Origin of the sequence: Bacillus sp. TH13 (assembly GCF_016651175.1) — a bacterium.
GTDB classification, from domain to species: Bacteria; Bacillota; Bacilli; order Bacillales; family Bacillaceae_G; genus Bacillus_A; species Bacillus_A thuringiensis_S.
This window is the reverse complement of the sequence record NZ_JAEKEJ010000025.1, coordinates 2,720,925-2,744,519: the sequence shown is the minus strand read 5'-3', so window position 1 is coordinate 2,744,519 and position 23,595 is coordinate 2,720,925. Positions and strand designations below refer to the sequence as shown.

Genomic DNA, 23,595 nt, shown 5'->3' with positions numbered 1-23,595 from the left:
TCACTCATCGTTTTTTTATCTCATTACCTGAGCAACTTCTTTAACTACACGTCTTCCTCTTCCGTGAGGTATACAAAGCGGTGTTCCAAACAACGGATCCGTACTAATTTGACACTCCATTCGGAATACATCACGTACTAGTTTCTCATCTACCACTTCTTCAGGTTTACCTTGTGCATATATTTGTTTATCTTGAATGGCTACAATGTTATCTGCATAGCGACATGCTAAATTTAAATCGTGTAATACCATGACAATTGTTCTTTGTTCTGTTTCATTTAATTCGAATAATAAATCTAGCACCTCAATTTGGTGAGTCATATCTAAATATGTAGTAGGCTCATCCAGTAAAATAATATCTGTATCTTGTGCAAGCGTCATTGCAATCCAAGCACGTTGTCGTTGTCCACCTGAAAGAGCATGCACATCACGCTCAGCAAATTCTGTCATACCTGTTGCTGCAAGTGCCTTCTGTACCATTTCCTCATCTTTTTCTGACCACTGTTTCAGCCATGTTTGATATGGATAGCGTCCTTGTTTTACAAGTTGCAATACTGTAAGTCCTTCTGGTGCTTGTGGTCCTTGCGGTAAAATCGCCATTTGACGAGCAATTTGCTTCGTTTGCATACTTTGAATAGCTTGATTATCTAACAAAATGTCACCAGTTGTTGGCTTTAATAATCTAGCTAGTGAACGTAATAAAGTTGATTTCCCGCAACCGTTGGAACCGATAAAGATTGTAATTTCACCTTTTGGAATTTCTAAATTCAACTCATCAATAATAATTGTTTCACCATAAGACAACGTCAAACGTTTCGTCTCCAATGCTTTTTGCATATTCATCTCCCTTTATGAATTCCGACTTTTATAAAGTAAATAAATAAAATAAGGTGCACCAATTGCTGATGTAAATACCCCTGCTGGAATTTCAAGTGGTGTGAAAACTGTACGCCCAATTAAATCTGCAGCAAGTACTAGAATTGCACCAACAATAGCTGCAACTGGGAGTAATGCACCGTATAAAGAACCAACTAGCCTTCGTGAAATATGAGGCGCCATTAAACCGACAAATCCAATTCCTCCGGCGAAGGCAACTGCTCCCCCAATTAAAGCCGTACTAAGTAATAACATGAATACGCGTGACTTCGTTAAAGGAACACCAAGTCCTACCGCAATATCATCCCCTAGCTCTTGTGCATTTAAATGCCTAGCTGCGATAAATGATATTACTGTTAAAATGAGAACCCAAGGCGCAAGTACCATAACGTTTTGCCAAGAAGAGCCGTAAACGGTACCCGTAATCCATACATTTGCTTGGCTCGCTTGATAAATTGGTGCTAGCAACATAAATAATGTTGTCGCAGCCTTCGTTAATGCCCAAAATCCAACACCAATTAAAACGAGACTAATTGGTGATAATCCATCATTTTGCCATGCAAATAAGTATACAAAAACCGCTACAATCGTTGCTCCTGCAAAAGCTGCGAGCGGCATATAATGAATACTTACCGTTAGTGCATTATTTTTATCACTAAATAGCGCTAAAAATAATACAACTGCGACACTTGCCCCGCCCGTAATCCCGATGATATCAGGAGAAGCAAGTGGATTTCGAACGAGCCCTTGTAAAATACAGCCCGCTACCGCAAGCGCAATTCCTACGAGGATAGCAATTAAAATACGTGGCATACGAAACTTATTTACAACCATATTTGACATTGCATCGCCATTTCCGGTAATTGCTTGCCATACGTCATAAGGAGCAATTTTCATGTCTCCCATACCTGCGCTCGCAAAGAATAATCCTATTAAAACAACTAGTAAACTTAACAAGACGAGACAAGCTCGTTTATACATTAAAAACGAGAGCTCGCCTTTTCCTATACGAAACGGAATATATTTCTTCATTTGCTAAGCCCTCTCTTACGTGCAATATAAATAAAGAACGGTGCTCCAATAAATGCTGTCATAACTCCTACTGGTACTTCTTGTGGCATAATGACATATCTTGCTGCTATATCAGCCAATATTAGTAGTATTGCCCCTAACAATCCGCTATAAGGTACTCTCCATCTGTGGTCAACTCCAACAAGAAATCTAGCAAAATGCGGAGTAATAATTCCAATAAATCCAATTGGACCAGCAACCGCAACTGAACCACCAGACAACAGTACAATAATAAGTAACACGAATGATTTCATTAAAATTGTTCGTTGTCCAAGTCCTTTCGCGACGTCTTCTCCCATCATCAATGTATTTACTTTCCCTGCCATCATAAGAGATGCAATCCATCCTATTAATAAATATGGGAATACAGATTGTAAAATTTCTAACTTTCTCCCTTGCACAGATCCAGCAAGCCAAAATAATACCTCTTCAAGTGCTTTTTCATTTAACACAAGTAATCCTTGTGTTAATGATGAAAATAACGCACTAATTGCGACCCCTGCTAACGTTAACTTAAGAGGAGTAGTCCCTTCTTTTCCTAAAGAACTAGAAGCAAATACAAGTACAGCTGCAACCGCCGCTCCTAAAAAGGCGATCCATGTGAAAGCTGATAATGATGTTACTGAAAAGATTACAATTGCTACAACTATGAAGAACGCAGCACCTGAATTTAATCCAATAAAATCTGGAGAAGCAAGTGGATTCTTAGTTAAAGTTTGCATAAGACAACCAGCAATGGCTAAACTAGCACCAACACTAGCTGCAATTAACGCCCTAGGCAGACGTACATTTTGAATAATAATATGTTCATTGGAACCGTTAAAATGGAAAAAAGCATCCAATGCTAGTTTCCAACTCGTATTTGTATATCCGAAAATAATACTTCCCCAAATACAAATAACGACTGCAATGATTCCAACAAATAATCCAATCCATTTTGCTCGATTTGTTTTTAATAACATGCAGCGTTTCCCCTTCAATGTATAATGATACGTTGTTAGTGTATTTCAACTTAATTCTTATTGTCAACGGAAATGAGAATTATTTTCATCCATATGTATTGACAATCAAAAGATAAAGGCTTAATATCATGCTTGCTATTGAAAAATATTCTCAACATGTAGGGGGTACATAATGAATTTCATGCGGAAGAAATCGTTTACAGTATTTGTATTTTTACTAGCATTTTCAATGCTTTTAAGCGCTTGTGGAAAATCAAGTAACAAAGAAGAATCTACAAAAGAAGATAATAAAAAAGAAGTGGTTACTGTAGAACATGCAATGGGTAAAACAGAGGTTCCTGCTAATCCAAAACGTGTAGTTATCTTGACAAATGAAGGAACTGAAGCTTTACTTGAATTAGGTGTAAAACCAGTTGGTGCTGTAAAGTCTTGGACTGGTGACCCATGGTATCCACATATTAAGGATAAAATGAAAGATGTAAAAGTTGTTGGTGATGAAGGACAAGTTAACGTTGAAACAATTGCTTCTTTAAAACCAGACTTAATTATCGGTAACAAAATGCGTCACGAAAAAGTGTACGAACAACTAAAAGCAATTGCACCTACTGTGTTCTCAGAAACATTACGTGGTGAATGGAAAGATAACTTCAAATTTTATGCAAAAGCATTAAATAAAGAAAAAGAAGGTCAAAAAGTTGTAGCTGATTACGAATCACGTATGAAAGATTTAAAAGGCAAACTTGGCGATAAAGTAAATCAAGAAATCTCTATGGTTCGTTTCATGCCTGGTGATGTTCGTATTTATCATGGTGATACATTCTCTGGTGTTATTTTAAAAGAACTTGGATTTAAACGTCCTGGAGATCAAAACAAAGATGATTTTGCAGAGCGTAACGTATCTAAAGAGCGTATTTCTGCAATGGATGGTGACGTATTATTCTACTTCACATTCGATAAAGGAAATGAGAAAAAAGGATCTGAATTAGAAAAAGAATATATTAATGATCCGCTATTTAAAAATTTAAATGCAGTAAAAAATGGTAAAGCATACAAAGTTGACGACGTTATTTGGAATACAGCTGGTGGCGTAATGGCCGCTAACCTACTATTAGATGACATCGAAAAACGCTTTGTTAAATAATATTTCCTTAACCAGCTCCCTTCTATGGAGCTGGTTATTTTTCAATTCACTTAAATGTCACATTATTTCGTTTTGTATTTTTATTCCCAACATGTTATATTGGGAAAGTAAATAGAATATATTTTCTTTATATAAGAATAAATATTTTAATCTAAATTTTCCGATTAATCACTATTTTATTTTCTTTTAGAATTCAATTATTACATTTGAAAACGCTTATCATCTCGTTTTCAGGGCAAAATACAGTAACGGTCGAAGAAAAATAGAACTTTTTTAGAAATTTTCTTTCTATTTCCATATAATTCTATTGACTTCTAAATATTTTGTAAATTAAAATGATTACATAAATATCCGTTATACAGGATTAGGGGGAAACAAAAATGGATGCAGCTTTAAAATTAGACAAAGCTGGAGAGCAACAATCACCAAAAAAACATCCACCAGGGTTGTACTTGTTGTTCTTAACAGAAATGTGGGAAAGATTTAGTTATTATGGAATGCGTGGCCTTTTAGTTCTTTATTTAACAACTGCTGCTGTTAGTGGCGGGTTAGGATTTGATAAGGCAGTCGCAGTGCAATTATATGGTACTTTTACAGCGGCAGTATATTTCATGCCAATTATAGGCGGATGGCTAACGGATCATTATATCACAAGACGTCATGCCATTACTCTCGGCGGAATCATCATGGCAATCGGCAACTTTGTACTATTCTCAATGAATACAAAAACAGGACTATTCCTTGGATTAATACTATTAGTTATTGGTAATGGATTCTTCAAACCAAATATTTCTACACTGTTAGGTGAATTGTATGGCGAAAATGATTCACGTCGTGACAGTGCATTTACTATCTTCTATATGGGTATTAACGTAGGTGCTTTCTTTGCTCCACTTATTTGTGGATTTTTAGCAGAAGATTTCTTTAAAACAAGCGCTAATGGCGTTATTGTAATGGGATATAAATACGGATTCTTAGCAGCTTGTATCGGTATGATTATTGGACAAATTGTTTTCAACTTATTAGCTCCTCGTTACCTTGGTAAAGCAGGAACAACAGTTGTCGGCAAAAAATCAAAAAATCAACCTGTAGTCGAAAAGAAACCTTTAACAAAACAAGAGAAAAATCGTACTTGGGCAATTGTAATTTTAACTTGTTTCGTAGTATTCTTCTGGGCAGGATTTGAACAAGCTGGTAGTTCTCTAACACTTTATACAAATAAATTTGTTGATCGTACAATTTTCGGTTGGGAAGTTCCAACATCTTGGTTCCAATCAGTTAACCCAGCATTCATCGTACTACTTGCACCATTTGTATCTATGCTATGGTTAAAACTTTCTAAAACAAAACGCGGTGATTTAAAAGTACCAACAAAAATGGCATTTGGTATGATTTTACTAGGTATAGGTTATCTTGTTTTAACATTAGCAGTTCTAAAAACTGGAAGTAGTGAAGCAGATATAACTGTCAAAGCGAATTTATTATTCATCGTTATCACTTATCTCTTCCATACAATTGGTGAGTTATTCTTATCACCAATCGGTCTATCAATGGTAAGTGCAATTGCTCCTGTAAAATTAGCATCATTACTAATGGGAGTATGGTTAGCTGGTACGGGTATGGCTAACTGGTTAGCTGGTAAACTTGCTTCCTTTACACAATCATTAGGATACCTTGAAGTATTTGCAAGTATCGGTATTATCGTTATCGTCTTAGGACTTGTACTCCTTCTCTTCTCTAAAAAAGTTGCGAGTATGATGGAATAACAAAAAGACGCTTCTAATTTTAGAAGCGTCTTTTCTATTACTTCTCCTCTAAAGCCGTCACGTTCACGTGAACGCTTTCTCCAGGATTAGATACATCATACACTTGAGCAACTCCACTCTGCTCGTCACAGCTCTCAATCCATACTGGTACGCCCTCATATGTAACGTCAATGCTACTTGAAGAAGATAAGATTTGTTTCACACGTTTTACATCCATACTACTATTCCTCCTTTTGCTTACTACACTCCTTTCTATTTTTTCTTTTCCTTTTAGAATATATTCCGTAAGGCAGCATGTTGATTGATAGTCATTTCTTCCTCACATGCTAATATTTACTCTCTCGCTACCTTTCTGACAAATAAAAAAAGACGTATATTCTACACGTCTTTTTCCATAATATTCAAATTTTAAGAAAATAATGTTTTTACTACCGCACTTACTTTATCATTATGGATTTGATAATACACTTCTAATCCTCGTCTTTCAAAGCGCACTACTTTATTTTGCTTTAACTTCGTTAAATGTTGTGAAACCGTTGATTGCGGAATTTCTAATACTTCCTGTAGTTGTGTTACATTACATGTTCCTCTTTGCATAAGTTCCATTACTAGACGTAGACGAAGTGGGTGAGCTAACGCTCTTAACATTTGTACATCTTCTTCTGAAATACGACATTCGAATTGATTTTGGTTCATAAAGTTCCCCTCATTTTCGTTTTTATTTGCGTTTTTATGTTCTTTTTATTTATTTATATATCTGTTCTTATATTTCCTGTTACGACATAACTTTATCAACCTATAAAGCCGAAAAATTTTTCCATCTTCATCAGCAAAAATTCAGGAAAAAATCCTTGCTGATTTTGAATATTATACTATATGATATAACGAAAAAGCAAAATAATGGCCTACGAATACTTTGCTTGCAAACGTTGTTTTATCAAGCTTTTTGTTATATTTTCACCTCATTGAAATGCACAGTAACGGTATTGTAAAATATCGTCTATAATTGATAACCTATCGTAATGTAGTTGAACTATACTTAACCTCTTTGTTACGCTAAAAGGAATTTTCAGTAAAAAGAGATGATATGGTATTAAAAATTCATTTCTTATTTTTTATTCGTATTGCAAGCGGTTGAATTGTTGTGAAAAACTTCCTATTAAATCCACTCATCGTTCCTCTCTCACTAAATCAAACAGGACAGATAAGTGCATATATCAAACTTTAATCAGTGGGGGTTTTGTTCATCCCCACTGATTATCAGCCCTCACCAACCAGGCGTTTACGGGCAGCCCGATCCCCACCTAACTTCTTTGCATCCGCTAAATTTTGAGGTGTGGGTCTTACTGCCCGTTAATGCGGGATAAGAGACGGCATCTAATATACACCTATAGGGAACATGCCATCTGAATAAGCAAAATAATATGCAAATAATTTATACAGCACACTTAAATTCATTTGAGTGTGTTTTTTGTCTACTTTATGAACAAAGCTTTTCTTTTAACACTATTATGGAATAATTATACTTTTTTACGTTGACAATAGTGTTGAAGGAGAATATACTAAGCATGTAAGTTGATTGTGAATAGTTTCACAAATAATGTGAATTTCTTCACATATAATAGATAGGAGTTGTCATTATTATGAGTACTTGGACACAAATTTATGATCCATTAAACAATATTTGGTTATCTGCACTAATCGCAGCACTTCCAATCTTTTGTTTCATCATTTGTTTAATGGGATTCAAAATGAAAAGTTACATGGCTGGTCTTTATAGTGTGATTGTCGCTATTATCCTTGCAATATTTGTTTATAAAATGCCAGCAACAGTAGCTGTAGCATCTGCTGGATTCGGTGTTTTATCTGGATTTTATCCAATTTGTACTATCGTTATCGCCGCAATTTTCCTTTACAAATTAACTGTTAAAACAGAGCAATTCAATATTATTCGCGATAGTATTTCAAGCATTACAAATGATCAACGTTTACAAGTATTATTAATTGCTTATTCTTTCGGTGCTTTCTTAGAAGGCGCAGCTGGTCTAGGGGTTCCAGTTGCTATTACAGCTGCACTACTCGTGGGTATGGGCTTTAATCCATTAAAAGCAGCAGGTATTTGTTTAGTAGCTAATATTGCTGGTGGTGCTATGGGTGCTATGGGTATTCCAGTTACAGTACCAGCACAATTAACTGAACTTGACGCATTAACTATTGGTCGTCAAACTGTTCTTATTTTACCTTTCATTAGTATCATCTTACCTTTCTTACTTGTTTCAATGGTCGATGGAATTAAAGGTATTAAAGAAACTTGGCAAGGTATTCTTGTAAGTGGTGTTTCTTTCGCAATTACTCAGTTCGCTGTAACTTACTTCTTAGGCGCAGAACTTACTAACATTTTCGCAGCCGTTGTAAGTATGATTGCTCTTGCATTATTCTTACGTGTTTGGCAACCAAAATCTTCTACTAAAAAAGAAAAACAAGAAACTAAAGTATCACATACATTCAATCAAATTTTATATGCTTGGTCTCCATTCGTATTCTTAACTGCATTTGTAACAATCTTTAACTTAAAACCGATTAAAGCTTTATTTGCTCCAGATGGTGCGTTAGCAAACTTAGTATTTAACATTCAGTTCCCTGGTCTTCATAATGCTGTTATGAAAACTACACCAATTACAAAAGCTGATACACCTTTCGCAGCTGTTTTCAAATTCGATGTATTCTCTTCTACAACTACTGCGATTGTACTAGCAATTATCGTTTCACTTATCGTTTACCGCGTAAAAGGTAAACTGGTTAAAGAATTAATGATTGAAACAATGAAAGAATTAAAAGCTCCAGTATATACAATTTGTAGCGTTATCGCTTTAGCTTACGTAGAGAACTACTCTGGTATGTCATCTACACTTGGACTTGCATTCTCTTCTACTGGTAATGCATTCCCAATTCTTTCTCCAATCTTAGGATGGATTGGCGTATTCATTACAGGTTCAGTAGTTTCAAGTGGTTCTTTATTCGCACCACTTCAAGCAGTAACAGCAGACCAATTAAACATCGTTCCTTCTACACTCGTTGCCCTAAACGTAGTAGGTGGTACAATGGCAAAAATGGTTTCACCACAATCTGTAGCAGTTGCTTGTGCAGCAGTTGGACTAGTTGGTAAAGAATCTGCTCTATTTAAAACAGCAATGAAATACAGTTTAATCTTCTTAGCTGTTATTAGCTTACTTCAATTAAACGCTGTGTTTAATATCTTTTAAAAATAAAACACCGATCCAAATGGATCGGTGTTTTTCACATTATATTTTTTTATTTTTTAATAAAGAAGCTCCAGCAATTTCAGGATGTGTCATTTCAAATGGATCTAAAATAATATCCAATTCTTCTTCTGTCAGTACACCATGTTCTAAACATAACTCTCTAACAGACTTTCCTGTTTCAATTGCTTCACGTGCAATACGCGATGCTGCTTCATAACCAATATGAGGATTAACTGCTGTAATAATTCCAACACTTTTCTCAACATATTGCTTCAGCAATTCTTCATTTGCTGTAATTCCTTCAATACAATATTCACGGAATACACGGAATCCGTTATTCATAATACTTATAGATTGAATTAAATTAAATACAAGCACAGGCTCCATTACGTTTAACTCTAATTGTCCTGCTTCTGATGCTAAGCAAATTGTATGATCGTTTCCGATGACTTGGAATGCGACTTGGTTAATTACTTCTGCCATAACTGGATTTACTTTTCCTGGCATAATCGATGAACCTGGCTGACGTGCTGGCAATTGAATTTCAGCTAACCCAACACGTGGACCAGACGCCATAATACGAAGATCGTTTGCAATTTTAGACATGTTCATCATACATACTTTAAGCGCTGCAGATACTTCTGTGTATGCATCTGTATTTTGCGTTGCATCAACTAAATGCTCTGCACCAACAAGTGGGAATCCACTAAACGTTCTTAAATGTTTTACCACTTGTTCAATATACGTAGGATTTGCATTTAATCCTGTACCAACAGCTGTCGCCCCCATATTCACTTCATATAAATGTTGACGAGACTGTTTAATTCTTTTTATATCACGCTCAAGCACTCGGCTATACGCTTCAAATTCTTGTCCAAGGCGAATTGGAACTGCATCTTGTAAATGTGTGCGTCCCATTTTAATAACGTGATCAAACTCTTTTGCTTTTTTACGAAAAGCAGAATGAAGTTCTTCCATTGTAATAAGAAGCTCTTCTAACATCATAAGAGTTGCAATATGAATCCCTGTTGGAAACGCATCGTTCGTTGATTGAGCCATGTTCACATGAGTGTTTGGGCTAATTTTCGCATATTCCCCTTTTTCATATCCCATACGCTCTAACGCTCTATTCGCAATTACTTCATTTGTATTCATATTAATAGAAGTTCCGGCTCCGCCTTGAATAGGATCCACGATAAATTGATCATGAAACTTTCCATCAACAATTTCTTGCGCTGCTTCTGCAATTTCATGTCCAATGTCTTTAGCTAAGTAACCAGTATCTATATTCGCAAGTGCCGCCGCTTTTTTCACAATTGCCATTGCTGTAATGAGTGATGGATGAATGCGGTATCCTGTAATTGGGAAGTTTTCTACGGCACGTAATGTTTGTACACCATAATAAGCTGCACTTGGTACTTCTTTTTCACCTAAAAAATCTTTTTCTATACGTATATCCTTCGTTGCTATCATTTTTATCACCTATACTTTTTCATTCTAAATCCTTATCCAAAAAATCCGCCCTCTAAAAACACGAGTATCATTCAGAAGAATTTTTCAGTATCCACCTTCACTATATAGCACCTTTTTTGAAAGCGCAAACATTTATTTTTCTGTATATCCTTTTTATTAAAGTTTATAGAAAATCATTCTTCTACTTTCCTTATTTCCACTCGTTTAATTTGATGCATATCCTTTTCAAGGACTTTAAAATAAAAACCGTGTTTCTCAATAATATCTCCTTCAGCAACGATTTGTTTTTGTACCATAATCCAGCCACCAATTGTATCTACATCATCAGCAATTAAACGTATGCCAAGCAAATCATTTACTTCACTAATAAGCACTTTTCCCTCTACGATTTTATATCCTTCACTTACATGCTCTATAGGTGGATTCTCATCTTCATCGTATTCATCTCGAATCTCTCCAACAATTTCTTCTAAAATATCTTCTAGTGTAACAATCCCTGCTGTACCACCATATTCATCATATAATACAGCTAATGGAATGTGTTTTCTTTGCATTTGTAACAGTAAATCATGAATTGGAATATTTTCTAGCACTTCAATAACTGGCCTTGTATATGGCATAATTGAGCACTCCTCGTCCCGATTACCATCCATATAACGAATAAATAAATCTTTTACATTTACCATCCCAATAATTTCATCTTTATCTTCACCAAATACAGGATATCTCGTGTACTTTTCTTGTGCGATGACTTTAATATGTGTTTCAAATGGTTCGTCCTCATATAAGCCTACAACTTCCGTACGAGGTACCATAATTTCTTTTGCTACTCTATTATCAAATTCAAAAATATTATTTACATATTTAAATTCCCTTTGGTTAATCTCTCCGCTCTCATAGCTCTCAGATAAGATTAACCTTAATTCTTCTTCTGAATGAGCTACTTCATGTTCAGAAGCTGGATGTAATCCGAATAAACCAGTTACAACTCTCGCTGAACCATTTAAAGCCCAAATAAACGGGTACATAACTCGGTAAAAATAAATAAGTGGTTTCGATAACAATAAGCTAACTTGTTCTGCTTTTTGTATAGCAAATGTCTTTGGAGCAAGTTCCCCAATGACAACATGTAAAAATGTAATTACTGCAAAGGCAATAATAAATGAAACTGTACTGGAAATTGCAGGTGAGAATTGTAATTTAAAAAACAACGGCTCGAGTAAATGTTTAATAGTTGGTTCCCCTAACCACCCGAGCCCTAAAGCAGTAATTGTAATACCTAGCTGACAGGCCGATAAATACTCGTCTAAATTTGAAGTTACCTTTTTAGCTGCCAGTGCACCTCGTCTTTTTTCACTAACGAGTTGATCAATACGACTGCTACGTACCTTAATAATTGCAAATTCAACAGCCACAAAAAATGCTGTTAACCCAATAAGAATGACTACCATCAATAATTTTAAAATATCCACATATGTCCTTTAGCTTTCTTAGCTAAAGTTACACCTCCTTTTAAAAAGAAGTTTCACTTTAGTTTCTTCAATTATTGGAAAGCAACTCTATATAAAATCCACCAATTTTCAAACCTCATACAATTCTAAAGGTAAACCATCAGGGTCTTGGAAAAAGACGAATTTCTTCCCCGTTATTTCATCAATACGGATTGGTTCTGTCTTAACACCACATTGGTTTAAATGCTTCACAGCTTCTTCTATATTTGTAACAGCAAATGCTAAATGTCTAAGACCGGTTGCTTCTGGAAAACTTTTGCGCTCAGGCGGATTTGGAAATGAAAATAATTCGATTTGATACTCTTCTCCTACACATAAATCTAATTTATAAGAATCTCGTTCCTTTCTATATACTTCATTAATCTCTTTAAACCCTAATATTATAGTATAAAAATTCTTTGACCTCTCATAATTCGAACAAATAATTGCAACGTGATGCACTCTACTTATATTCATACTCTCTCTATTCCTTTCTTTACCAAAGATGCATATTCTCCCTTGAAATGAAAAACATATATAGCAGAATATCTCTTTTAGGGGGCTTATCATGAAATTCATTACTTTTTTCGTCGGACTAATTGTTGTTTTCTTGCTGGCTTATATTGCTAGCAATAATAAGAAGCATATTAAATTTAAACCAATTTTTATCATGCTTATTATACAGTTAATTTTAACTTATTTACTATTAAATACAGAAATCGGCCTCATACTTATTAGAATCATTTCCAGTTTGTTTACCAAGCTACTCGAGTATGCTGCTGATGGAATAAATTTCGTATTTGGTGGTCTTGCAAATAAAGGTGAAATGCCATTTTTCCTTACTGTATTATTACCAATCGTCTTTATTTCTGTTTTAATTGGTATATTACAACATTTCAAAATACTACCATTTTTTATTCATTGGATCGGGTACTTTCTTAGTAAAATAAATGGTCTTGGGAAATTAGAATCTTACAATGCTATTGCGTCTGCCATTGTCGGCCAATCAGAAGTTTTTATTACAGTGAAAAAGCAATTAGCTCAAATTCCAAAACACCGTCTTTATACACTTTGTGCCTCTGCTATGTCAACCGTATCTATGTCTATCGTAGGTGCCTATATGACAATGATTGAACCTAAATATGTAGTAACTGCACTCGTTCTCAATTTATTTAGCGGTTTTATTATCGTACTCATCATTAACCCTTACGACGTTAAAGATGACGAAGATATTTTAGAAATCAAAGGTGAAAAACAAAGCTTTTTTGAAATGCTTGGAGAATACATTCTTGATGGTTTTCGTGTAGCCATTGTTGTCGGCGCTATGCTCATCGGATTCGTCGCATTAATTAGTTGTATTAATGACCTGTTCCTCATTATATTCGGTATTACGTTCCAACAATTAATCGGCTATGTATTTGCACCTATCGCATTCCTTATCGGTGTACCAAGTTCTGAAATTGTCGCAGCTGGCAGCATTATGGCAACGAAGCTTGTAACGAATGAATTTGTCGCAATGATGGACCTTAGTAAAATTTCTAATAGCCTTTCTCCCCGTACAGTTGGTATTATTTCTGTTTTCCTTGTGTCTTTTGCCAATTTTTCTTCCATTGGTATTATTTCAGGTGCGGTAAAAGGACTAAACGAAGAACAAGGAAACGTTGTTGCGAGGTTTGGCCTTAAATTACTATATGGAGCTACTCTCGTTAGTATTTTATCTGCAATTATCGTAAGCATTATGTTGTAATTAGGTAAAATTTTATCATTTTCTTATCCCTATCTTTTGTATACAATAACGAATAGATGTCTTATAAAGTGAAACTTTACTCAGAGGGGGCTATCCCCCTCTGAGTATTAGTTGAACCAATCGGGCTTTTACGGGCAGTTAACTCCCACCTAACTTCCTTGCATTCGCTGGACTTTGAGGTGGGAGTTTTACTGCCCGTTAATGCGGGATAAATAATCAAGACATCTATTTTTTATACATGTACAATCGCTTTTATTTAGCGTAAAATATTTTTTATGTGTTTGAATACACTTCTAAATGTATACACTTTGATAGTTTTAAAGGAGAAAAAATGATGAAATCCGACCCGAACAACAATACGCGAGCCAAAAAAGGACGCTCAAAGAAAAAACGCCTACTTTGGTTCCTTCTTATTCCATTACTAATTGTAGCACTTGGAGCAGGAGGCTACTCCTTCCATATATACAGTAAAGCAAAGTCCGTCTTAAATAATGCTTATGCTGAACTAGGTCGAGGAGATAAGTCCAGTAAACGCGAAAAAGCTGTTAAACCTATGACCGACAACATTTCTGTACTAATTATGGGTGTTGATGAAAGTGATATTAGGGAAAAAGGTTATGGAAAAGCAACTCGAACAGATGCATTATTACTTGCAACAATTAATAAAAACGATAAATCCGTTAAACTTGTAAGCATTCCACGTGACTCACGCGTCTACATTAAATCACGTGATAAATACGATAAAATCACACATGCGCACGTATTCGGTGGTGTAGACAGCACAATCGATACGGTAGAGAACTTTTTAGATGTTCCAGTTGACTACTATGTAAAATTCAACTTTAAATCATTTATTAAAATTGTTGATTCCCTTGGTGGTATTACTGTAGACGTTCCAGTTGAGTTCACAGAGCAAAATAGTAAAGATGAAGCAGATGCAATTCATCTAAAAAAAGGACGTCAACATTTAAATGGAGAAGAGGCACTGGCACTGGCTAGAACTCGTCATATCGATAGTGATTATATGCGTGGTCAACGACAACAGCTTGTATTAGAGGCCATTGCTGAAAAGGCACTATCTCTTAATTCCATTAATAAAATCGGAGGCCTACTAGACGCTGTCGATAAAGACTTAAAAACCAATTTAACTTTTGATGATATGATGACAATTACAAAAAATTCAATGGATTCAAATTTAAAGATGGAAAAAATGCAAGTAGAAGGTACAGATAAATATATAGGTGGTATTTATTATTACGTTCCAAATGAAAAAAGCGTCGATAATATTTCGACAAAACTACAAGAACATCTCGGTGTTACGAATAAAAATGAGCATAAAAAATTATAATAAAAAGGCTGCTAGATTTTTCTAGACAGCCTTTTTATTATAATTTTCAACATATTTTTCATACACATTGTGACAAGAAGTGACAATTATTACAGCGGTGTAACATTTTTTATGAAAACATTACACACACAGTGAAAATAATAGTATACTAGTACGTACATAATGTTATTTTCATCATTTTTATACAAAAAATGTAATACATATATTTATACATAAATTTCTGGGGGAAATAAATGAAGCTAAGTAAAATACTGATCGGTTCTGCAATTGCTGGGGGCATATTACTTTGTGTAGGCGGTGTTGGGGGATATCAATATGTCTCCAAATTAAATAATCAATTAGATACTACTGCATTACCAAATACTACATTTGAAGGTATTTCTCTCGATGGAAAAAATAAGAAAGATATTCAAGCAATTATTAATCAAAAGGTAACTGAATTAGATCAAAAATCCCTTACCTACATATTCCAAAACGATAAACAAACTTATACATGGAAAGATTTAGGGATAAATTATAAAGAGAAAGATATTATTGACAAAATCTTTAAAGAACAAGAAGGAAACGTAATGAATCGTTACAAAATGCGTAAGCAAGCTGAAAACGGTGAATTAAAACGTGACTATAAATTAACACCACAATTAAATGCAACAGCTTATGAAACCTTTATAAAAGATAAATATAATGAAACATTAAAAAATCCTGTTAATGCAGAATTCAGTATTGAAGGCTCAACAGTAAATGTTAGTCAAAGCCAAAACGGAGAAAAAATTGATAAAGGGAAACTAAACGGTTTAACAAACGAAGCTATTACTACCGGTAAATCAGATGTTACATTGCCAGTTACATTCATAAAACCAGAACGCTCTACAGAAGACATACAGAAAATGGGGATTAAAGAAGTCATTGCTGAATATTCTACGCCAATGGCTGGCCGTAACGGAAATCAATCATTTAACGTAAATAAGTCAGCCAATACTTTAAGTGGGGTTATTGTCGCACCTGATGAAACGTTTAGTTTTAATGGCCGCGTTGGCGTAACTGATGCTGCACACGGTTATAAATCTGCAGCAGTATATTCACAAGGTAAAGTAATACAAAGTGCAGGCGGAGGAGTTTGCCAAGTCAGTAGTACATTATACAGCGCAGCTTTAAGGGCAGATTTAGGAATTGTTTCTCGAAGCAATCATTCTATGCCGGTAAATTATTTACCACTTGGGCAAGATGCAGCAGTAGCAGATTATGGTCCAGATTTAAAATTTAAAAATAATACAGGCAATCATATTTATATTCAAGCATTTTCAAATGGAGGTAGTATTACTACACGCATTTTCGGTACAAATACTGGTAAAAATGTTGAAGTTTCTTCTCAAGTAATTAGTAGAACTAGTGATAAAATAACAGCGGTTACGTATAAAAAAGTAACACAAAACGGGGAAGTAATATCAAATGGACAAATTTCAAAAAGCGTATATAAAAGCGCTGCAAAAGAATAGATAATATCAACCGAATAGCATAAAGAAAAAGGCGTGATTAAATCACGCCTTTTTCTTTTGCAGTAATAGTAAAAAAGTTTCAAGATGGTCTTTCGTTTCTTCTAAAGACCACATACGATTCCCTTCCTTCGCAGCTAATACACACGCCTCTTCCCACACGTTCTTTTTCTTCATATTTATTAATTCATCACGTAATTTCAAAACAATTTCTTCGTCTTCTTGTTCAATAAACTCTTCCATCACGCTTACTATTTCATCCTCATGAATACTTAACGTACAGTACGATTTAAGAAAGTATTGTAATGTCGTATACATAATGTACTCCCCCTTCTTATTTATCAGATGGATAAGAAGTAATAATCTTAAACCCTAATTCCCCTGACTTATCTCTTGCTAAAACAGTAACAGTTTTTACTAACTTGTCTTTTACACTCATATTTTTCTTTATTACCGTTTTTCCAACAGGGAATGAATGAGTTGTATTTAATACGAGACGAGCCTCTTTAGAATTTTTTAACCAATCTTGAATTTCCTTGTCATGTTGCTTCAAGCTATCTTTTACAGCTTTCGTCGCTGTTTCTTTATCATAGTATGTACTTGCGGCTGACACTTTATCTGTCTTCAAGCGATTCTTCAAATCCTCTTCTGACTTGCCTACATGTCTTTCAATCGTATGACCATTTTTAGGTGGTCCTTCCATTTCATCTAAAATATTATCACTAATTTTTTCTACCGATGTAGCTTGATTCCCTGTCTGTTTCTCTGGTTTTTGTTCTTTTCCTGCACATCCACTTAAGATCAGCATTAATGCCAATAAACTACTGAAGAAAAGACTGCTTATTCGTTTCATCATATCACCTCTTCCATGATTATTATCGCAACTTCACTAAAAGTCAATTTCACAATAAAAAAATCTATCAGTTTTCATTTTTTTCATCTGTTTTTCCATATTTACCCGCGCAATTTCATCAACCCGCTATTTTCCGAGTTTTATAATATATACCCCCTATATTTTATAATTATTTCCCAGAAAAAATCACCAATAACATAACTATAAAACTCTTTTGTAAAAAGGTTTTTATAGCATTTTTCAAAACAATTTAAAATACCCCTGTTTTTATATACCCAATACCTATATAAGGTATAAAGACACCTTCTTATCAACGTTTTTCTACATTATGTAAATTTATCCTTGCCTATACAATCGAAATATGGTGTAATGCAAAAAAAGATAAAGGATTTTAAACCATGGCTGAAACGATTCAAAATTTCTTAACAGAATACTATTCAATCGCAATTCCACTTAGTATCTTAATTAACATCATCATTAGTCTTTTAGGTGTTATTCCTAGCATCTTTTTAACCGCCATTAATATACAGCTCTTCGGTGTAACAAATGGCACAATCATTTCGATCGCAGGTGAGGCCTTAGGGGCTATTATCTCGTTTTATATTTATCGCATGGGCCTTCAAAAGTTCACTCACGATAAAGTAAATAAGTATCCAAAGGTAGAGCGTCTTCTTTATGTAGAAGGTAGAGAGGCCTTCCTACTCGTTCTATCGTTTCGATTGATACCTTTCATCCCATCAAGTATCGTGACTTTATTTGCAGCTCTAGGGAAAATGTCATTACTCTCCTTCAGTATTGCCAGTACAATAGGTAAAATACCGGCCTTATTGATTGAAGTATATTCGGCATATCATGTTATGAACGGAACAAATGAAGCGAAGTGGATTGTAACAATCGCAGGCACTATTGGATTGTTTTATTTGTGGAAAAAATGGAGAAAAAAATAAAGAAGGAGCATCGGCTCCTTCTTTATTTTTGAGGTATTTTATTAATAGCTATCCCTTAAATCCTTAGTTAATACCAACAGCACTAAATGATTGCTTAACTGCTGCTACTTCCGCAGAAGTCGCACCATATAAATCAGCTGCAGCTTGTACTGCACCAGCACGAGCTTGGCTAAATGTAGTAGATTGCGTGAAATATTGTGTGTTTGCACGGTAATAAATTGCACCTAACTTATCTTTACCAATGCCCGTTACAGTTACACCCGAATGCGTACCGCCATTTGCTAATAAATAAGCTTGTTTGTTAATAATACCACTGTTTGTATGAACGCCACCGTTATCACTTGAACCTGTGTAACGCTTAGAATAGTGGTCTGGGTCACCATATTTCGCTGGATCACTCATAGAGCGAAGCGCGTCTCCTGCTTTACCAGGTGTGTAAATATCTTCACCAATCTCCCAATCCGGGTTACGGTTATCATAGAATTCTACTAAAGTACCAAAGATATCAGAAATCGCTTCATTTAAAGCCCCTGATTCATTTTGATAAATTAGATTTGAACTATTTTCCGTAACAGCATGCGTTAACTCGTGACCAATTACATCAATTCCACCAGATAATGAAGTAAACGTTACACCATCACCATCTCCGTATACCATCTGTGATCCGTTCCAGAATGCATTGTTATAATTACTTCCGTAATGAACTGTCGATTTTAACGGCGCTCCTGCATCATTAATAGAATTTCTATTAAACGTAGCTTTATAATAATCATATGTTTTACCTGCATAGTAATGAGCATCTACTGCTGCTGCATCATACGCTGCATTGAAAACATTATCTGCATCTGCCCATAATGTTCCTGGTAATGTTGAACGATTTTTCGCATCATATGTGAAAATCGTTGCCCCGCGTGTATTATCTTGTAAGTAGTAAGATGATCCAGATAACGTTGTATTAAGCGACTTCGTATCTCCTAATACACCTTTACCAGTTCCTACTTTATTCGTTCCTGTAACAGGCTTTACAACAGCTTTCGCATCCTGTTTAGGAGCCTCTTGCTTAACTGGTGACTTATCATCATTCGTTACATGATCAATTGTATTAAACTTATTTAATACTTTACCGCTGTCTGCCTCAATGAAATAGTAGTAGTTTCCTGGGCTTGGATCTAAGAAGTTTAGATTTACAACGTATGCATATGTTGTTTCCTCACCGTTTTGATATACATATAAGTCCGCTTTTGGTTCTACCTCATATTTCGGTGTTACCCCTAAATCTTGCTGCGCAATTTCAATTGCTTTTGCGCCTTCAATCTTATTTTTATTTTTCAACTTTTCCTTTTTGTCTAAATCAGGTGCAACTGTTCCAGACAATACTTTTAAAGAACCGTCTTTACTTACGTGAGCCACTTGCGTAGAACCCCATACAGGTACTCCTTCGTAAACTTGTTGCATACGTACTACTGTTGAATCAGTTACAGCATCTTTCTTCACTTGTTTCACTTTGAAAGAATCTTGCGCACTCTTTTCCCCTAGCTTGTAATCACCTTTTGCTGCGTTTAAGTAATCAAACACAACAGATTCTGCTTTCTTACCAGTCGCTCCAGTTAGATCACCAGAAATAAACTCAGGTGACTGTACTGTCTCATTGTACTTCTTCGTAGAGAGTACATTTTTAGAATCCGCAAATGCAGAGCCTGTCCCTCCAAACGTAGTAACTGCCATTCCTGTCGCTAACACTAACGCTAAACTTTTCTTTTTCATGAACCTTCCCCCTAATAAAAAATTTTTTGAAAAAGAGTAGTTTCATATTAGCATTATGTTTCCACTATTAATATACTAAAAATTCAAATAATTATTTTCTCAAGTTTTGTAGAATTTTGAGGAACAAATATTGAAAAACCCCTTTCCGGTTGGAAAGGGGGGATTATAAATTAACTTGTTCAACAGTTTTAGCTTGTTGACCAACAATATCAGGTTTACTGCTATATTGTTGTATTCCTCCAGCAACTGTAAGAGTCACTATAAATGCCAATACTCCAAATACCATCTTTTTCATTTTTATTCCTCCTTATTATCATTCATTAAATCAATAACTAACCTATAATATCGATTACTTTCTTCAAATCTCGATAAACTGGAAAAATGTTCTGCTAGTTCAACGTATACTTTCTTTAATTCTATTTTATTTCCTGCAGATTTATACAATGGGATAGCCTCATTTTCCAAAAATACTTTATAATCTTTTGCTTCTTCAAAATATTTATATCTAAGCATTAAAAGCAAATATAATTTTGCATTAAATCTCTCTTCCTGTTTTGCTGCATCAATTCCCTTATCAATTAATGTCCTTGCCTCTTCCAACTCTTCTAATTTAATGCATACTAATGCCATTTCGTATATTGTATCTAAATAGTTTAAATCTATTTGTTTTTGAAGTTGTAGACTATCTAAATAATATTTTTTCGCTTGCTGGTATTTGCCTTTTTTATAATAGATACTTCCCATATTACTTAAAGTAATAGCTAATAGTACATCCTTATCAGCAAAAGATGTGGCCTCTCTCAATATACTCTCATACATTTTTAAAGCTTCTTCATACTGACCTTTTTCTGTATAACTTACCGCAATAAGGATTTGGCAATTAATTATGTTTCTAAACTTATATTCACTACGAAATCCTTCTAATGCCATATTTACAAAATGAATTGCAAGATGATGAATATCTAAATGAGTATATGCAAGCGCTATATTATAATACAAGCCTGTTTCATAATACCCTTGTTCCTTGGCCATTACTTCTGTTTTTAATAAGTAATCTAACCCATCCTTCCATCTATACTGTAAACAGCACAATAACCCTCTACTATACATATATAATAACTTCTGAAATGGAGAATATTTTTTATATACCTTCTTCAACTTATCTAATTCTTCTTCGAGTGCAGAAATATCCCTTTTCATAATTAAATACCGCGTATACAGCAGTTTATAATAATTTATAATTTCAAAATCCAACACATGCTTCATTTCACCTTGCAACTCTTCATATATACGTTCTACTTGTTGCTTGTCCAAATGAACTAGTGCATTCAACCATTCATCCAGCTTCCCCTTCACATCTTCTTCTACATCTCTCAAATCCGTCACAGCAATTTCTAGTCTTGTGCAGAGCAATTGTAGAATTTCTTCTGATGCTTCGATCTTTCCATTTTCGATCTTACTTAAGTATGAGACAGAACAAATGCCCTGACATAATTCTTCTTGTGTCATTTTTTGCTGAAGCCGTTTGTAAAAGACTTGTTTGCCTATTTTTTCTAATGTTTGTTGCATTGTCCTCCTCCATTCTCATTACCCCATTACTCTAATAATACATAAAATTTGGAGAAATATAAATTGATAAATATAAATTTTCTAAAAAATATGCATAATTTCATTTTTTCTCTCTTGACTTCACATCAATATCTCTTCTTTGCTACGAATGGTGAAAAATTGGTATACTATAACCAAATTATGGAGGTGTTCTCGCGATGACTCATTATAAAGACGATAGTTATGCCTTACATACAGACCTATATCAAATCAACATGGCTTATACATATTGGAAAGATGGTATTCATAATCGCCGTTCTGTTTTTGATTTATATTTTCGAAAGCTTCCATTTGAGAACGGTTACGCTGTTTTTGCTGGCCTTGAGAAAATTGTAGAGTACATAGAAAATTTCAGTTTTACTGAAAGCGATATCGCTTATTTAGCAGAATTACAATTTGAAGAAGAATTCCTTCATTATTTACAAAATATGAAATTCACTGGGACGATTCGCAGTATGCAAGAAGGTGAAGTTGTATTTAATAACGAGCCTTTATTACGTGTTGATGCACCACTCGGTGAAGCACAAATTATTGAAACCGCCCTCTTAAATATTGTGAATTACCAAACATTAATTGCAACAAAAGCTGCTCGTATGAAACATGCTGCAAGTAATGATGAGCTTTTAGAGTTCGGCACAAGACGTGCCCATGAGTTTGATGCTGCCCTTTGGGGGACACGCGCTGCCTTTATTGGTGGTTTCTCCTCTACAAGCAACGTTCGTGCCGGAAAACGCTTCGGGATCCCTGTAGCTGGCACACATGCTCACTCTTTCGTTCAAGCATATCGCGATGAATACGTCGCATTTAAGAAATACGCTGAAACTCATAAAAAGTGCGTCTTTCTCGTTGATACATATGACACATTAAAATCTGGTGTTCCAAATGCGATTCGTGTCGCAAAAGAATTTGGAGATCGTATTGATTTCTATGGTATTCGTCTTGATAGTGGTGATATGGCTTATTTATCTAAAAAGGCAAGAAAACTACTAGATGAAGCAGGATTTACAAATACAAAAATTATCGCTTCTAGCGATTTAGATGAATACACAATTATGCACCTTAAATCTCAAGGAGCCAAAATTGATGTATGGGGCGTTGGGACAAAGTTAATTACGTCCTTTGAACAACCTGCATTAGGAGCTGTTTACAAACTAGTTGCGATTGAAGATACTGATGGAAAATTAAATGATACGATTAAAATTTCATCTAACCCTGAAAAAATCACCACTCCAGGACTGAAACGAATTTATCGTATTATCAACCGTGTTAACGATCATGCAGAGGGTGATTATATTGCGTTAGATTCTGAAGAACCCGGAAAAGAAGAGCGCTTAAAAATGTTCCATCCAGTTCACACATATATAAGTAAATTCGTAACAAACTTTGAAGCCCGTGAACTGCATAAAGACATTTTCGTTAACGGTGAAAGAACATATGAACTACCAAGTATATTAGATATTCAACAATATAATGAACAGAGTCTCGCTCTATTTTGGGAAGAATATATGCGCACTTTAAATCCCGAAGAGTATCCTGTCGATTTAAGCCAAGAGTGCTGGGATCATAAAATGAATTACATTCAAACTGTTCGAGAACAAGTTGAAAAAAACATACAAAAATAAACAGAGAAGTTTCCCCTTCTCTGTTTTTTCAATACTATATGGATATTTGTAAAAAATATATTAAAATAATAAGACGAATGTTTTTTATTTGTAAATTTTAATATTATACTATTTAAAAGTAAAATAATATTTGATATTATTTTATTGAATCAATTTCAACAAAATAACCAA

The 23,595-nt window shown here is 34.7% G+C and carries 21 protein-coding genes; 8 read left to right on the top strand and 13 right to left on the bottom strand.

Going from position 1 to position 23,595, the window contains the following annotated elements:
* Positions 1 to 15: 15 nt before the first annotated feature.
* Genes JFU02_RS22580 through JFU02_RS22570 form a run of 3 tightly spaced genes read right to left on the bottom strand, consistent with a single transcriptional unit; the run spans position 16 to position 2,909 of the window.
* Complete coding sequence (locus tag JFU02_RS22580) at positions 16 to 837, bottom strand: ABC transporter ATP-binding protein (RefSeq protein WP_001167963.1); 822 nt, start codon at positions 835 to 837, stop codon at positions 16 to 18.
* Between the two features lie 12 nt (positions 838 to 849).
* Positions 850 to 1,908 carry a FecCD family ABC transporter permease gene (locus JFU02_RS22575; RefSeq protein WP_061668102.1) on the bottom strand — a complete coding sequence of 353 codons (1,059 nt, stop codon included), beginning with the start codon at positions 1,906 to 1,908 and terminating at the stop codon, positions 850 to 852.
* On the bottom strand, positions 1,905 to 2,909 hold the full coding sequence (locus tag JFU02_RS22570) for a FecCD family ABC transporter permease (RefSeq protein WP_000925232.1): 1,005 nt from the start codon (positions 2,907 to 2,909) through the stop codon (positions 1,905 to 1,907). Before JFU02_RS22570 ends, JFU02_RS22575 begins: the two co-directional genes overlap by 4 nt.
* Positions 2,910 to 3,081: 172 nt before the next feature.
* On the opposite strand from JFU02_RS22570, the gene JFU02_RS22565 reads away from it, so the two are divergent.
* Both JFU02_RS22565 and JFU02_RS22560 read left to right on the top strand, forming a co-directional pair.
* On the top strand, positions 3,082 to 4,050 hold the full coding sequence (locus JFU02_RS22565; RefSeq protein ID WP_001010281.1) for an ABC transporter substrate-binding protein: 969 nt from the start codon (positions 3,082 to 3,084) through the stop codon (positions 4,048 to 4,050).
* A gap of 380 nt (positions 4,051 to 4,430) precedes the next feature.
* The gene (locus JFU02_RS22560; protein WP_000338329.1) at positions 4,431 to 5,816 is read left to right on the top strand and encodes a peptide MFS transporter; all 1,386 of its coding nucleotides are present in this window, start codon (positions 4,431 to 4,433) and stop codon (positions 5,814 to 5,816) included.
* 37 nt (positions 5,817 to 5,853) lie between these two features.
* Here the strand turns inward: JFU02_RS22560 and JFU02_RS22555 are convergent, their stop codons facing one another.
* Together JFU02_RS22555 and JFU02_RS22550 are read right to left on the bottom strand one after the other, a co-directional pair.
* On the bottom strand, positions 5,854 to 6,033 hold the full coding sequence (locus JFU02_RS22555; protein WP_000382688.1) for an acid-soluble spore protein H: 180 nt from the start codon (positions 6,031 to 6,033) through the stop codon (positions 5,854 to 5,856).
* 191 nt (positions 6,034 to 6,224) lie between these two features.
* Positions 6,225 to 6,512: an ArsR/SmtB family transcription factor gene (locus JFU02_RS22550; protein WP_001075219.1), complete on the bottom strand. Its 288-nt coding sequence runs from the start codon at positions 6,510 to 6,512 to the stop codon at positions 6,225 to 6,227.
* 947 nt (positions 6,513 to 7,459) lie between these two features.
* Here JFU02_RS22550 and JFU02_RS22545 point away from each other — a divergent pair.
* The gene (locus tag JFU02_RS22545) at positions 7,460 to 9,079 is read left to right on the top strand and encodes an L-lactate permease (protein WP_061668101.1); all 1,620 of its coding nucleotides are present in this window, start codon (positions 7,460 to 7,462) and stop codon (positions 9,077 to 9,079) included.
* A 39-nt stretch (positions 9,080 to 9,118) separates the two neighbouring features.
* On the opposite strand, the gene aspA is transcribed toward JFU02_RS22545, so the two are convergent.
* The 3 genes from aspA to gloA2 all read right to left on the bottom strand — a co-directional run bounded on the left by aspA (position 9,119) and on the right by gloA2 (position 12,519).
* Positions 9,119 to 10,552: an aspartate ammonia-lyase gene (gene aspA, locus JFU02_RS22540; RefSeq protein WP_000562136.1), complete on the bottom strand. Its 1,434-nt coding sequence runs from the start codon at positions 10,550 to 10,552 to the stop codon at positions 9,119 to 9,121.
* A gap of 173 nt (positions 10,553 to 10,725) precedes the next feature.
* Positions 10,726 to 12,024: a CNNM domain-containing protein gene (locus JFU02_RS22535; RefSeq protein ID WP_201071665.1), complete on the bottom strand. Its 1,299-nt coding sequence runs from the start codon at positions 12,022 to 12,024 to the stop codon at positions 10,726 to 10,728.
* A 108-nt stretch (positions 12,025 to 12,132) separates the two neighbouring features.
* Positions 12,133 to 12,519 (bottom strand): SMU1112c/YaeR family gloxylase I-like metalloprotein, encoded by a 387-nt coding sequence (gloA2, locus tag JFU02_RS22530; protein WP_061668100.1) that lies wholly within the window; start codon positions 12,517 to 12,519, stop codon positions 12,133 to 12,135.
* 91 nt (positions 12,520 to 12,610) lie between these two features.
* On the opposite strand from gloA2, the gene JFU02_RS22525 reads away from it, so the two are divergent.
* From JFU02_RS22525 to JFU02_RS22515, 3 genes are all read left to right on the top strand, one after another.
* Entirely contained in the window at positions 12,611 to 13,789 is a 1,179-nt protein-coding gene (locus JFU02_RS22525) for a NupC/NupG family nucleoside CNT transporter (protein WP_000668865.1), read from the top strand.
* A gap of 331 nt (positions 13,790 to 14,120) precedes the next feature.
* Positions 14,121 to 15,137: an LCP family protein gene (locus JFU02_RS22520; protein ID WP_042972342.1), complete on the top strand. Its 1,017-nt coding sequence runs from the start codon at positions 14,121 to 14,123 to the stop codon at positions 15,135 to 15,137.
* 233 nt (positions 15,138 to 15,370) lie between these two features.
* Positions 15,371 to 16,633, top strand: a complete 1,263-nt coding sequence (locus tag JFU02_RS22515) for a VanW family protein (RefSeq protein WP_061668099.1) — start codon at positions 15,371 to 15,373, stop codon at positions 16,631 to 16,633.
* Between the two features lie 42 nt (positions 16,634 to 16,675).
* Here JFU02_RS22515 and JFU02_RS22510 read toward each other — a convergent pair whose 3' ends face one another.
* Together JFU02_RS22510 and JFU02_RS22505 are read right to left on the bottom strand one after the other, a co-directional pair.
* Complete coding sequence (locus JFU02_RS22510) at positions 16,676 to 16,948, bottom strand: hypothetical protein (protein WP_000288806.1); 273 nt, start codon at positions 16,946 to 16,948, stop codon at positions 16,676 to 16,678.
* A 16-nt stretch (positions 16,949 to 16,964) separates the two neighbouring features.
* Positions 16,965 to 17,483 carry an RNase A-like domain-containing lipoprotein gene (locus tag JFU02_RS22505; RefSeq protein ID WP_000822689.1) on the bottom strand — a complete coding sequence of 173 codons (519 nt, stop codon included), beginning with the start codon at positions 17,481 to 17,483 and terminating at the stop codon, positions 16,965 to 16,967.
* A gap of 398 nt (positions 17,484 to 17,881) precedes the next feature.
* On the opposite strand from JFU02_RS22505, the gene JFU02_RS22500 reads away from it, so the two are divergent.
* Complete coding sequence (locus JFU02_RS22500) at positions 17,882 to 18,430, top strand: TVP38/TMEM64 family protein (RefSeq protein WP_000852234.1); 549 nt, start codon at positions 17,882 to 17,884, stop codon at positions 18,428 to 18,430.
* 63 nt (positions 18,431 to 18,493) lie between these two features.
* Here JFU02_RS22500 and JFU02_RS22495 read toward each other — a convergent pair whose 3' ends face one another.
* The 3 genes from JFU02_RS22495 to JFU02_RS22485 all read right to left on the bottom strand — a co-directional run bounded on the left by JFU02_RS22495 (position 18,494) and on the right by JFU02_RS22485 (position 21,763).
* On the bottom strand, positions 18,494 to 20,194 hold the full coding sequence (locus tag JFU02_RS22495; protein ID WP_000730373.1) for a M4 family metallopeptidase: 1,701 nt from the start codon (positions 20,192 to 20,194) through the stop codon (positions 18,494 to 18,496).
* 163 nt (positions 20,195 to 20,357) lie between these two features.
* Positions 20,358 to 20,489 carry a quorum-signaling peptide NprX gene (gene nprX, locus JFU02_RS22490; protein ID WP_080481882.1) on the bottom strand — a complete coding sequence of 44 codons (132 nt, stop codon included), beginning with the start codon at positions 20,487 to 20,489 and terminating at the stop codon, positions 20,358 to 20,360.
* A 2-nt stretch (positions 20,490 to 20,491) separates the two neighbouring features.
* On the bottom strand, positions 20,492 to 21,763 hold the full coding sequence (locus JFU02_RS22485; RefSeq protein ID WP_097820776.1) for a tetratricopeptide repeat protein: 1,272 nt from the start codon (positions 21,761 to 21,763) through the stop codon (positions 20,492 to 20,494).
* A gap of 197 nt (positions 21,764 to 21,960) precedes the next feature.
* Between JFU02_RS22485 and JFU02_RS22480 the strand changes: the two genes are divergently transcribed.
* Complete coding sequence (locus JFU02_RS22480) at positions 21,961 to 23,424, top strand: nicotinate phosphoribosyltransferase (protein ID WP_000150186.1); 1,464 nt, start codon at positions 21,961 to 21,963, stop codon at positions 23,422 to 23,424.
* Positions 23,425 to 23,595 lie beyond the last annotated feature (171 nt).